The sequence below is a fragment of the Shimia sp. genome (assembly GCF_049116215.1).
Classification (GTDB): domain Bacteria; phylum Pseudomonadota; class Alphaproteobacteria; order Rhodobacterales; family Rhodobacteraceae; genus Shimia.
Genome location: NZ_JAGDZB010000001.1, coordinates 931,337 through 944,253, shown reverse-complemented (window position 1 = coordinate 944,253; position 12,917 = coordinate 931,337). Strand labels below are relative to the sequence as shown.

At 58.8% G+C, this 12,917-nt stretch carries 12 protein-coding genes; 10 read left to right on the top strand and 2 right to left on the bottom strand.

The features are described from left to right. Position 1 precedes the first annotated feature (1 nt). From JXR15_RS04450 to JXR15_RS04405, 10 genes are all read left to right on the top strand, one after another. A complete protein-coding gene (locus tag JXR15_RS04450) occupies positions 2 to 844 on the top strand; it encodes a carbohydrate ABC transporter permease (RefSeq protein ID WP_422052023.1) in 843 nt (280 codons plus the stop codon). Positions 845 to 867: 23 nt separating this feature from the next. Further along, complete coding sequence (locus tag JXR15_RS04445) at positions 868 to 2,073, top strand: ABC transporter substrate-binding protein (RefSeq protein WP_422052021.1); 1,206 nt, start codon at positions 868 to 870, stop codon at positions 2,071 to 2,073. An 89-nt stretch (positions 2,074 to 2,162) separates the two neighbouring features. Next, positions 2,163 to 3,260, top strand: a complete 1,098-nt coding sequence (locus JXR15_RS04440; protein WP_422052020.1) for an ABC transporter ATP-binding protein — start codon at positions 2,163 to 2,165, stop codon at positions 3,258 to 3,260. 9 nt (positions 3,261 to 3,269) lie between these two features. Beyond that, the gene (locus JXR15_RS04435; protein ID WP_422052019.1) at positions 3,270 to 4,406 is read left to right on the top strand and encodes a Gfo/Idh/MocA family protein; all 1,137 of its coding nucleotides are present in this window, start codon (positions 3,270 to 3,272) and stop codon (positions 4,404 to 4,406) included. Continuing rightward, a complete protein-coding gene (locus JXR15_RS04430) occupies positions 4,403 to 5,401 on the top strand; it encodes an SIS domain-containing protein (protein ID WP_422052018.1) in 999 nt (332 codons plus the stop codon). Before JXR15_RS04435 ends, JXR15_RS04430 begins: the two co-directional genes overlap by 4 nt. Then, entirely contained in the window at positions 5,398 to 6,444 is a 1,047-nt protein-coding gene (locus tag JXR15_RS04425; RefSeq protein WP_422052016.1) for an SIS domain-containing protein, read from the top strand. The genes JXR15_RS04430 and JXR15_RS04425 overlap by 4 nt, the downstream gene beginning before the upstream one ends. Continuing rightward, a complete protein-coding gene (locus tag JXR15_RS04420; protein WP_422052015.1) occupies positions 6,444 to 7,346 on the top strand; it encodes an ROK family protein in 903 nt (300 codons plus the stop codon). Before JXR15_RS04425 ends, JXR15_RS04420 begins: the two co-directional genes overlap by 1 nt. Further along, positions 7,343 to 8,572, top strand: coding sequence for a class II D-tagatose-bisphosphate aldolase non-catalytic subunit (locus JXR15_RS04415; RefSeq protein WP_422052014.1), 1,230 nt, complete (start codon positions 7,343 to 7,345; stop codon positions 8,570 to 8,572). The genes JXR15_RS04420 and JXR15_RS04415 overlap by 4 nt, the downstream gene beginning before the upstream one ends. Beyond that, complete coding sequence (nagA, locus tag JXR15_RS04410) at positions 8,569 to 9,708, top strand: N-acetylglucosamine-6-phosphate deacetylase (RefSeq protein WP_422052013.1); 1,140 nt, start codon at positions 8,569 to 8,571, stop codon at positions 9,706 to 9,708. The genes JXR15_RS04415 and nagA overlap by 4 nt, the downstream gene beginning before the upstream one ends. Next, complete coding sequence (locus JXR15_RS04405) at positions 9,695 to 10,420, top strand: copper homeostasis protein CutC (RefSeq protein ID WP_422052012.1); 726 nt, start codon at positions 9,695 to 9,697, stop codon at positions 10,418 to 10,420. The genes nagA and JXR15_RS04405 overlap by 14 nt, the downstream gene beginning before the upstream one ends. Here JXR15_RS04405 and JXR15_RS04400 read toward each other — a convergent pair whose 3' ends face one another. Together JXR15_RS04400 and JXR15_RS04395 are read right to left on the bottom strand one after the other, a co-directional pair. After that, a complete protein-coding gene (locus JXR15_RS04400; RefSeq protein ID WP_422052011.1) occupies positions 10,421 to 11,746 on the bottom strand; it encodes a GH1 family beta-glucosidase in 1,326 nt (441 codons plus the stop codon). 6 nt (positions 11,747 to 11,752) lie between these two features. Next, the gene (locus JXR15_RS04395; RefSeq protein WP_422052248.1) at positions 11,753 to 12,805 is read right to left on the bottom strand and encodes a substrate-binding domain-containing protein; all 1,053 of its coding nucleotides are present in this window, start codon (positions 12,803 to 12,805) and stop codon (positions 11,753 to 11,755) included. Between the last annotated feature and the right edge of the window lie 112 nt (positions 12,806 to 12,917).

The following is a 12,917-nucleotide window of genomic DNA, read 5'->3' as shown; positions in this document are numbered from 1 at the left end:
TATGATGGATCGCTATTCCAAACTGCAGATGGTCGGCATTTACGCAGCCCTTGCTGTCTTCCTGACCTTCATCCTGCTGCCTTTCTTTGAGATGTTCATGGCGTCCCTGCGCCCTCTGGAGCACCTGTTCCGCAGCCCGTATCAGTTCTGGTCCGATGACTTCAGCTTCAAGGCCTATAAGGACATGTGGGTGACCGTGCCGCTGCTGGGACGTTACATCTTTAACTCGATCTTCATCGCCACCTCGGTGACCCTGATCACAATGTTCTTTGTGGTGCCTGCAGCCTACGCCTTTGCCCGCCTGCAGTTCCCATTCAAAAACACCACTCTGGGCATCTTCTTGGGCGTGAACATGTTCACCGGTGCTGTTCTGCTGATCCCGCTGTATCGCGTGTTGCGTACTTTGGGACTGCTGAACACCTACTGGGCGATGATCGTACCTGGCGTGGCTTTCCTGATCCCAACCGGTATCTGGCTGCTGCGCTCTTACCTGGAGAAAATTCCACGCGAACTGGAAGAGGCGGCTTTTGTCGACGGGGCATCCCGTATGTACACCCTGCGCCGTGTCGTTCTGCCTCTGGCCGTGCCCGGTCTGATCGTGGTGAGTGTTGCCGTCTTCATCGGCGCCTATGCGCAGCAGTTCCTGTTCGCAATCACATTCAACCAGACCCGTGAGCTGCAGCCGTTGCCTGCTGGTCTGTTCGAATTCATCGGCTATCAGTCGGTGACCTGGAACGAAATGATGGCCGCGGCCTTGGTAGGTGTCCTACCGGTCATGCTCATCTTCCTGTTCCTACAAAAATACCTCGTCGCCGGTCTTACGGCAGGCGCGGTTAAAGAATGAGTTCAATCAAGGGAGAGAAGACTATGAAACTCGTGAAACTCACATTGGGCGCAGCCCTTCTGTCTGGAGCCGCAAGCGGCGCACTGGCAGCAGACAAAGAACTGCACTTCATCATGTGTGGTGGCGAAGTCCGCGAAGCAGACCAAGCTGTTGTTGATCAGTTTGAAAAAGACCACGAAGGTGTGTCCGTGAACCTCGAAGCTGTGCCATGGGGCACATGCCAGGACAAATCTTTGACACTGGCCGCTGCGGGTGATCCACCCTCCATCGCTTACATGGGGTCCCGTACCCTGCGTCAGCTGGCCAACAACGACCTGATCGTTTCCGCCAACATCGACGCAGATGCGCCTTACCAGCCTGGTGTTCTGAACACCGTGACTATCGAAGGCACCCAGTGGGGCTACCCACACGCGTTCTCCACAAAAGCGCTCTACATCAACTGTGGTATCGTTGAAGAATCCGGCCAGGAATGTGTTGCCCCAGCAACTTGGGATGACATGTACGCAATGGCCAAAGGCGTTGTGGACAACACCGAAGTGGCAGGCGTTGGCCTCTCCGGCAAAGACTTCGACAACACCATGCACCAGTTCCTGAACTACCTGTACTCCAACGGTGGTACTGTGATCGACGGCGCAACCGGCAAAAACATGCTGGACAGTAAAGAGACCCGCGAAACGCTGGAATTCTACGGCAAGCTCGTAGACGTTGCACAGGACGGCCCAACCGCATGGGAGCGCAGCCAGCTGCGTGATCTGTTCAACGACGGCAAGATCGCCATGTATGTGACCGGTCCTTGGGGTCACGGCCAGCACAACGAAGACATCAACCAGCTGGTTGCCCCAATCCCTGCCGGTCCATCCGGTGAGAGCGGTTCCATCCTGATCACCGACTCCATCGTGGTGTTCAAAGGTTCCGGTCACGAAGATCTGGCCCACGACCTGGCACAGCGCATCACCTCCGGTGACAGCCAGTACGACCTGGACAGCAGCTGGGGTCTGACACCGATCCTGGATTACACCAAACTGGGCAAAGCTGATCCTTACTACAACGACGGCATCTGGCCGACCTTCACTGCATCGATCGCTACTGGTGGCCCAGAGCCGCTCGTAGAAGACTTCAAATCGCTGCAGTCTGTGTTCACCAACATGGTTCAGGGCATCATCCTGAAAGACGACACTGTCGACAACCTGGTGACCATCGCAGCTGAAGAGCTCGACGACGCCCTCTAAGGGTTCCTCCCTGCTCCGGGCGCGCCAAACTGCGCGGCGTGCCCGGGGTGCCTCCACTCACGAAACTTCTCAGACAAACGGACAGACCCATGGCGACGCTCAACCTGAATGCTATCAACAAGTCCTTCGGTTCGGCCAAGGTGTTGCACGACATCAGCCTGGCAATCGAGGACAAAGAATTTGTGGTCTTCGTAGGCCCCTCCGGCTGCGGCAAATCCACCTTGCTGCGCATCATTGCCGGCCTCGAAGAATCCACCTCCGGCTCCATCCATATCGGCGACGAAGATGTCAGCGACGCAGCCCCTGTGGACCGTGGTATCTCCATGGTGTTCCAGTCATACGCGCTGTATCCGCACCTGAGCGTCTATGAGAACATTGCCTTCCCATTGCGCGTGCAAAAGATGGCAAAAGCAGAAATGGACGAGCGTGTGAAGCGCGCTGCAGACATCCTGCAACTCACAGAAAAACTCGACCTGAAACCGGGCCAGCTTTCCGGTGGTCAGCGTCAGCGTGTGGCCATTGGCCGCTCGATTGTGCGCAACCCTAAGGTCTTCCTGTTTGACGAACCGCTCTCCAACCTTGACGCTGCCCTGCGTGGCGACATGCGTGTGGAACTGAGCCAACTGCACAACCAGCTCGACGCCACCATGGTCTACGTGACCCACGATCAGGTCGAAGCCATGACCATGGCCGACCGCATTGTGGTGCTGAACGGCGGTAAAGTGGAACAATTTGGCTCCCCGATGGAGTTGTATCACCACCCTGCAACCAAATTTGTGGCTGGCTTCATTGGTCAACCCAACATGAACTTTGTGCCAGCAACTGTTCTCGAAACCACTGGCGCTCTGACCGTGGAACTTGATGGCGGACACAGGATGTCCCTGCCTGTGGACACCGCCGGCGTTTCCAAAGGCGACACCGTCGAAGTTGGCATTCGCCCGGAGCACGTGTCCCTGAGCGAAGATGGCCTGGACATCACTGTTAACGTGCTTGAGCGTCTTGGTGGCGTTTCGATCACCTACGGAACAATTGGCAACGGCACCCGTTTCTGCGCGTCGCTCTCTGGTGATGCACCAATTCAGCAAGGCAAAAACATGCGTCTGACTGTGGCGCCAGAAGATTGCCACGTGTTCCAATCCAACGGCAACGTTCTGCGCCGTAAATCTGCCCCAGCATTGGTGGCGTAAGGACCTTTCATGCGCGTTGTCACAGCAGGCATAGGCCTTCGGGCCGGGCATGTGCTCTCCATCCTGAAGGAGGCCATGCCGGAGGTGGAGTTTGTCGGATTCTATGACCCACAACCCACCCATCTGGAGATGATTGGCACCGATGTGCCGCAGTTTGACACAGTAGAGACCATGTTGGCGAAAACCGCCCCGGATCTCTTCTTTGTTGGCTCGCCAAATAGCTTCCACTTGGAGCACATCAAGATCGGCCTTGCGGCTGGCGTGCGCATCTTTACCGAAAAACCCGTGGTCACCACAAAAGAGGAGACCATGGAACTGGCCGCGCTCCTCGCGGAGCATGGCACCGACAGTGTCATGGTGGGTCTGGTGTTGCGGTACTCGCAGCATATGGTCGACCTGCGCCGCGTATTGGATCAGCTCGGCCCCATCACCTCCATGGAAGCCAGCGAGCACATCGCGCCATACCACGGCGCGTTCTTCATGCGTGATTGGCGGCGCATGGTGCAGTGGTCCGGCGGCTTCATGCTCGAGAAATGCTGCCACGACATCGACATTTACAACATGGTGACAAGCTCACGTCCCTCCCAGGTCGCGAGCTTTGGCGGGCGCAAATCATTTGTTCCGGCGTTTGCGCCCGCCTCAAATACCGAAAACGAAATCATGCACCGCAAGAAAAGCGTCTGGCAAAGCATTGATGACCCGTTCCATTCGGACGGAGATATCATCGACTACCAGACCGCGATTTTGCAGTACGATAACGGCGCCTCCCTGTCGTTTCACACCAACCTGAACGTGCCGGATGAGCACCGCCGGTTCTGTGTGATGGGCGCGATGGGAATGGCCGAAGGCGATTTTGTGCGCGGCTATCTGAAAGCCACCGCCCGCGATGGATCGGTGATTGCCGATCACGACTATACCCAAATGGACAGCGCCCGGGCCTCGGCCCACTACGGCGCGGACCACATGATGGTGGATGACATCGTCGCCTTCCTGAAAGGCGAAACAGAGACTCTACCGGTTGGCGTGGTTGACGCGCTGGAAGCGGGTCTTGTCGCGATGGCGCTGGATGAGGCGCGCATCGACGGAAAAATGATCAACATGGCCCCTGTTTGGGCCGAATTCGACAAGTTTGGATTGCGAGAATGACAATGAACAGCACCGTACACGGCGCATTGATGGCCAAAGAAAGCGCAGAGGCAATTGACGTCTTTGCCAAAACCGCAACACAGGATGTTTCGCTGCCAAACTTGGACACTGTAAAGGCGATCTACACCATCGCGCGTGGCTCCTCTGACGCCGCAGCAAACATCCTGTCGTACGAATTCATGCGGGAACTTGGCGTGCCGGTGACCTCTCTACCGCCGTCGATTTTCTCCATCGGCAAGGGTGTGTCCATGGACAACTCCGCCGCGCTGGTGGTGAGCCAGTCCGGTGCGTCTGAAGATCTGGTGCGCAGTGCCAAAGGCGCCGCCTCCCGTGGGGCCAAAGTTCTGGCGCTGACCAACATCCCTGACAGCCCGGTGGAAGCCGCTGCTGATGCCACCATCGCAATTGGTGCAGGTCCGGAAAATGCCGTCCCAGCCACCAAAACCGTAGTGGGTTCTGTGGCCGCCGGCATGGCGCTTTTGGCGGGTTTAGAGTCTTCCTATGACGCCAAACCTTCCGCTGAAGCCATCGCCGCCGCGCCCTCCGCGCTGCCAGATGCTGCCGCCCTGCGTGCCGCGTTCTTGCGCGCGCGCCACTTCTATGTGATTGGCCGTGACACCGGCTTTGGTGCCGCCCACGAAGTTGCGCTGAAACTCAAGGAATGCTGCGCCCTGCACGCCGAAGCTTATTCCGCTTCTGAAGTGCTGCACGGTCCACTGCAACTGGCGACCAACCCGATGATGGTGCTGATCCTCGACACGGGCCAAGCCGACATTCAGGACAGCCTCGATCAAGCCGAAGCCCGTTTCACCGCGGTCGGCTGTGACGTGCATCGCATTCGTGTGACCGACCTGATCGATACCGAGATCAAGCCCGCCGCTGCAGCCGCTTACCTTCTTGCGCTGATCTACCCGGTCATCCTTGAAACCGCGCTCGCAATGGGCTTGAACCCGGACACTCCGGAAACTCTGGCGAAAGTGACCCAGACAACATGAGCACGACCTTGGACACCTGGGCCACATGGCGCGAAATCCACCAGCAGCCCGCCGTTTGGCGGGCCTGGGGCGACGCGCTCGACGTAGCAGGCCTGCGCAGTTGGATTGCCGCGCAGAACGCAGACGAAGTTTGGTTCTGTGGCGCAGGTACAAGCGCGTATATTGGCGACATCATCGCCGCAGCTGTGCCGGGCACCCGCTCGGTCCCTTCCACTGATCTGGTCGCCAACCCTCGGGCTTTCCTGAATGGCAACCGCCCTTTGGTGGTCAGCTTTGGCCGCTCCGGAAATTCCACCGAAAGCCTGGGCACACTGGACGCCCTGGACGCCCTGGCACCAGATGCTCCACGGCTGCACATCACCTGCAATCCGGATGGTGCTCTGGCCACCCGCACATCGCCTGGTCCGCTCAAAGTCATCAACCTGCCCGAAGTCACCCATGACGCAGGTTTTGCGATGACCAGCAGCTTCTCTACGATGCTTCTGACCGCCTTGGCCCTGTTTGACGAGCCTTGTGACGTACCGACCCGCTTCAACGCGCTGGCAGATCAGCTCGAAGATCTGTTGCCACAGTTTGGCACCCCTCGCCCCGATCGCGCGGTCTATGTCGGCTCCGGCCCGTTGGCCTTTGCCGCACGTGAAGCCGCACTAAAGGTTATGGAGCTCACCGCGGGTCAGACCCCTGCGCTCTGGGACAGTTCGCTTGGTTTCCGCCACGGTCCCAAATCCTTTGTACGTGATATGACTTCGATCACCGTGTTCAGCAGTCCACAAGCGCCTACCAACGCCTATGATACTGACCTTGTGACCGAACTGCGCGCACAGTTTCCGGACACTCGCGTGACCAACATTGGCCCCAAAGGCGACATCGTCATCGACATGCCATTTGGCACCGCTTGGGCCGCCCCCTTGTGCATCGCATCCTCGCAAATTGACGGCGTGAAGTGGGCAGCGGACCTGGATCTGAACGTGGACAACCCATTCACCGGTCAAGGCACGCTGTCACGCGTTGTGTCCGGTGTGAAACTGCACGGAGTGGACTGATGACCGTTGCAGGGATCGATCTTGGCGGCACCAAATGTGAGGTCCGCCTGTTTGATGCAGAGTGGAACGAGGTGGCCCGCCACCGCGAGCCTACGCCCAAATCCTATGAAGGACTGGTGCAAACCGTGGCCAACCAGGTGGCCTGGGCCGAAGCTGAATCCGGTGAAAAACTACCGGTTGGCATTGGCGCTGCTGGTCTGGTCAATCCGCAAACCGGCCTGGCCCTCACCGCCAATCTGCCTGCCACGGACAAACCACTGCCAACAGACATCAACGCCGCTGCCGGCCGTCACATCACCTACGTGAATGACTGTCGCGCACTGGCCTTGTCCGAAGCGGTTTTTGGCGCTGGCAAAGGTCAGAACATCGTCATGTCCCTGATCCTCGGCACCGGCATTGGCGGCGGTATTGTGGTGAATCAGTCTCTGTTACAGGGTCCAACCCTGACCGGCGGTGAGTTTGGACACACCTCTGCACCTGCGCATATTGTGTCCCGTCACAACCTACCAATCCTTCGCTGCGGCTGTGGCCGTTTGGGCTGTATCGAGACCTATGTCGCGGGCCCCGGCCTCGCCGCCCTAGCTGAAACGCTAACAGGACAGAAAGTCACGCCACCAGAGATCGCTGCCCGGCGCCATGATGACATGGCGGAGGTCTGGGATGTGTGGTGCACCCTGGCCGCAGAGATGATCCACAGCCTGACCCTAACCGCCGATCCGGATGTGATTGTATTGGGTGGTGGTCTGAGCCAGATCGACGGCGTGATCCAGGATCTCTCTGTTGCCGCACAAAAAGCCCAAATCGGGGATTTCTCCACCGCCCGCCTGACCCTGGCGCAAGGCGGTGACAGCAGCGGTGCCCGCGGTGCCGCCTATGCCGCTTGGCAGGAGGCCAACACATGACACACGCGCTGCGTTCCATCATTCAAAAAAACCGCGCCGGCACTCCGGTGGCGATTCCTTCCGTGTGCTCCGCCCATCCCGATGTGCTGCGCGCCTCGCTGGTGTTGGCCGAACGTCTGGACCGCCAGATCGTGATCGAATCCACCTCCAATCAGGTCAATCAGGACGGCGGCTACACCGGTATCACACCCGAAGGCTTCATCCGTTTTGTCCATGACATAGCCGACCGCGCCAATGTTGCCCGCGAGCGCATTATTTTTGGTGGCGACCACCTCGGCCCGCAAGCATGGCGCGCCATGCCCGCAGACGCCGCCATGGAAAAGGCCCGCGTTCTGGTGCGTGACTACGTAAAAGCCGGTTTTGGCAAGATTCATCTCGATTGCTCCGAAGGCTGCGCCGGTGAAGCTGCACAATTGAGTGACGATCAAACTGCCGAGCGCTCCGCTGATCTCGCCCGCATCTGTGCTGAGGAAAGCGACGATCTACTGTTTGTTGTGGGTACCGAAGTGCCGCCCCCCGGTGGCGCCCGGGCTGATGAAGATGGGGACATCCCACCAACCAACGCGCAAGACGCCGCCGCCACGCTCAAAGCCCACATAGACACCTTTGGCGACCTGGCTTCGTCCATTGGCGGTCTTGTGGTGCAGCCTGGCGTCGAATTTGGCCCCACAGACGTACATCACCTGCCGGTCAACCGAGATCCCGGCTTCCTGGCCGCACTCGCAGACCACCCAACTGTATGCCTGGAAGCACACTCCACCGACTATCAGCGCCCCTACACTTTTGTGCGCCTTGCAGAACTTGGCTTTGCCTTCCAAAAGGTGGGCCCAGCGCTGACCTTTGCTTATCGGCAAGCGGTCTATGCGCTGGACGCGCTGCGCCAACCGTCAGGCGTGCTACGCGTCACGATGGAAGAGTTGATGTTGAGTGATCCAAAGTACTGGCAAGGGCACTACCACGGCGACACCGAGAGCCTGCGTCGTCAGCGGCATTTTGGTCTCGCAGATCGCATCCGCTATTACTGGCCGCAACCCAAGGCGCAGTCCGCAGTGCAACAGCTCCTGTCCGATACGCCGGACACCATCAGCGAAGCGGCCGTACGCGCCGCGTTTGGCACAACCACGCTGGAACGCGCTGAACAGCTCTCCGGCTCCCACGCCCAACGTCTGATTGATGCGCAAATCGAGCTGGCTTTGGAACCCTATTTGTTTGAGGTGGCCCCATGACCGATCGTTGGATCGCCCCGGACCGTCTGTTTGACGGTCACAGCATTCAATCTGGCGCCGCCGTACGCGTCAAAGACGGTCAGGTTGCGGAAATCGGCCCGGCCCCGGCTGACGCCATCAAAATCTCCGGCCTGTTGACGCCTGGCTATGTGGATCTTCAGGTCAACGGCGGCGGTGGCGTGTTCCTGAACGAGACGCCAACACGAGACGGCATTGCCACCATCGCGGAGGCGCATAGGCGGTTTGGCACGGTGGCGCTTCTACCCACCGTGATCACCGACAGCGCCGACGTGTTGGACAACGTCGCCAATGCCGCCATCGCCGCTCAAGGCCTCCCCGGCGTGATGGGTCTGCACATCGAAGGCCCGCATATCTCCAAAGAGCGGCGCGGCACACACGACGCGGGCTTTGTACGTCCCTTTGATGATCGCACCATGGCCGTGGTGACCCATCTGCGCGACATCAATGTTCCCGTGCTGATCACGCTGGCACCCGAAGTCACGCCTCTGAATACCATCGCCAAGCTGGCGGAAACCGGTGCGGTTGTCTCGATTGGCCACACCAATGGCACCGCAGAACAGATCAACGAAGCCATCGAGGCCGGCGCCACCTGCGCCACCCATCTGTTCAACGCCATGTCACCTATGACCAGCCGCGAGCCGGGTGCAGTTGGTGCCGTGATCAACTCCCATGTCTTTTCCGGCATCATCTGTGACGGCCATCACGTGGCTGACAGCATGGTTGGCCTGGCCGTGCGCGCCCGCCCCCAGCCCGACCGCATGATCCTCGTGTCAGATTCCATGGCGACCGTGGGCGGACCAGATCACTTTGACCTCTATGGCCACCGCGTGATGCTGAATAACGGCCGTCTGATCAACAAAGAAGGCAGCCTTGCCGGGGCGCATGTGACGCAAGCCGAAGGCGTGCAGCGTTTGATCCACAAGGTAGGCCTTTCCGAGGAAACCGCCCTGCGTATGGCCATCTCCACCCCTGCTGCCTGCATCGGCTTGCCGGAAGTTGGACAGTTGGAAAATCGCCGCACTGACGACGTGCTGTTGCTCGGTGACGATCATGCGGTGACCGCCACGTTGACCGAAGCACTCGACGCCCAAAAAGCGACAAATGCCGCGGAATAGTCTCACTTTTGAGGTCTGTATCGACACCACCGCCGGCTTTACCGCCTGCGACGGTGTGGTGGATCGTATCGAACTGTGCAGCGCTCTGGATGTGGGCGGCTTGACTCCGTGCCCTGGTCTGATCGCTGCCGCACAGGACATCGCCATTCCCTCACATGTCATGATCCGGCCACGCGCCGGGGATTTTTTCTATGACGTGGCCGACCAAAAAGCCATGCGCGCCTCTATCGAAGCGGTGAAGAAAGCAGGTCTGGCAGGTGTGGTGATTGGCGCTTCCAAAGGCGATCAACTTGACCTTGCTGCCCTACGCGACCTTGTCGCTGCGGCTGAAGGGCTTGAGGTCACTTTGCACCGCGTGATTGACCTTGTAGCTGACCCTCTTGCGGCCATGGAGCAGGCGATTGATCTTGGGATTCACCGTATTCTGACGTCCGGTGGCGCGCCCCGCGCCGTAGATGGTCAGGCCACTTTGGCCGCCATGCAAACGGCCGCAAAAGGGCGGATCGAGATCATGGTGGGCAGCGGCGTATCTGTCTCTAATCTGGCAGAACTCGCGCAGAATACCGGCATCACATCGTTCCACGCCTCCTGCAGCACTGCCATTCCCGTGGCAGAGCATCTGCATCATTTCGGCTTTGCCAAAACGCAAAAAGTCACCGACCGCGACACGGTTTTGAATTTCCGTAAAACCCTGGACAGCCTCGCCGCCTGATCAGCTGCGCAGCGCCTCTGCCAACGCGTGATACGATTGCTTTGGTGTGCGCGCGAACATGTCAAAATCCACGTGGATCAAGCCAAAGCGCTTTTCATAACCCAACGCCCATTCGTAGTTGTCCATTAAGGACCACACGTAATAGCCCGCCAAAGGCACACCAGCCTCAATCGCCTCTTTGGCCGCAGACAAGTGGCTGTTGAGGTAGGATACCCGATGCGGGTCTGCGACCACGCCACCCGCAATCTCATCTGGCGCCGACATGCCATTTTCGGTCACATAGATTGGCAGGTCGCCTGTATATTCCTTGGCCATCCGCACAAGGAACTCACGCAACGCATCGGGGTAAATCTCCCACCCCATCGAGGTTTTTGGCAAGTCACCCACGCTCTGCTGATACCGCGGCCAAGGTGCATCTGCATCATCATGGACAAGCGTACGTGTGTAGTAGTTGAGACCGCTCCAATCCACCGGCGTGCTGATCACAGGGAAATCGTCTTGCCAGCCAGCAGGCAAATGCGGCTCCAGCCCCTCAAGGGCCAGTTCGGGGTACTCCCCTTTGAAAATCCCACCGAGGAAAAACCGATTGTAAATCGCGTCATAGCGCGCGGCGGCGGCGATATCTTCGGGCGCATCACTGGCCGGTGTGGTCCACTCAAAATTACAGACTGCGCCGAGGTTGTTCATACCCAGTCCGCGCATGCGTTGAATCGCGGTGCCATGCGCCAACATGATGTGGTGCATCGCCCGCGCCGTGGCGCGAATGTCCCGCAGACCCGGCGCATGGGCACCAACAAAATGGCTCAGCCAACCGACACACCAAGGCTCGTTGATCGGCGCAACAGACCACACACGGTCGCCAACTCGCCCCATCACCACTTCCGTGAAATCGCCAAACCATTGCGCTACATCGCGATTGCGCCAACCTCCCAGATCAGCCAGCGCAGAAGGCATCTCCCAATGATACAGCGTCGCCGCCGGTTTGATCCCGCGCTCCAACAGCCCGTCCACCAACCGGTCATAGAAATCGAGGCCCGCCTCGTTGACCGCACCGCGTCCCTCCGGCAGAACCCGCGCCCAGCTGGTGGAAAACCGATAGGCATCCACGCCCAGTCCGGCAATCAGATCGAGGTCTTCCTCAAGCCGGTTGTAATGATCACAGCCCAACGCGCCATTCTCGGCGCGCACCACATTGCTCGGCGTGGCGGCAAAATCATCCCAATGGGTGCGCCCAGCACCGCCAAATTGGTGGCCTTCAATCTGGTAACTCGACGTGGCCACGCCAAATTGGAACCCTTTCGGGAATTCGGACCGTTTGTGCTGCATTAGTCTCTACTTTTTCTGCTCTAAGGCCTGCCGCAAAGCTGGCGCCTGCCCAGTGGACCGCCCAACTGCCAGAACCGCTTCCAACATTTCCTGATGCACCGGCGCGCCAGGCGTTACGATCTTGTTGATCAAGGCTTGCGCCACATGGCGCCCCGCTTGTCGAACAGAAGACCGCACTGCGGTAAACGCCGGTTCATCCCCATCGTTGCTGAAGTAGCTGAGCGCGTCATCGTGGATCACCACTGAAACATCTTTGCCCATCTCCAGCCCGGCGTCAGAAATCGCACGGCGTACCCCAATGGCTGGAATAATAGAGGAAGCAACAAAGGCTGTGGGCGCATCCGCTTGCGCCAACAACTGACGCGCGGTTTCAAACCCGAAGTTCTCGGTCATTTCCTCATGGAACATCAACGCCGGGTCTACGTCGACGCCACGTGCCTCAAGCGCCGCGAGGTAGCCCGCGCCACGGCGGGTGGCAAAATCCATGTCCGCCAGACCATTCAACAGCGCGATACGCCGGTGCCCAAGGTCCAGCAAAAACTCTGTGACCCGCTGAAACGCCCGGGTGTTGTTCACATCTACCCAGCTATAGTCCGCCTCAATCTCTGTGGAGCGGCCGTGCACAACAAACGGCACACCCAGCTCTCGCAACAGGGCAATCCGACTGTCGTTCACTTTGGGACCGTGCACGATGATCCCATCCACCGCGCCACGCGACACCAGCTTGCGATAGCTCGCCTCCTCGGAGTCGTCGTCCACCACCGACAACAACAGGTCAAAACCATTGTCGGAATAGATCTCTCCCGCACCGGCGATAAAATCCGCAAAAATCGGGTTCACCATCTCGTGCTTCTTGGACACCGGCAAAACATGACCGATGGTCATCGCCTTTCCCGTCGCCAGCGTTTTGGCCCGCGTGTTCGGTGCGTAGTTATGCGCCCGCGCCGCTTCCATCACTTTTTGCCGCGTTGATTCGCGCACTTCCGGATAACCGTTGAGCGCACGACTCACCGTTGTCTGAGACAATCCCAGCAAATCCGAAAGCTCTTTTAGGTTCATTGACTTCGTTTTCATTTATCAAAGCGCTTTGATTTATGAGTCGTGCATCTTTGTTGTTTTTGCACGCGCCACGCAGCACTCCTCCCGTTTTCCCTAATAAATCATATGGATC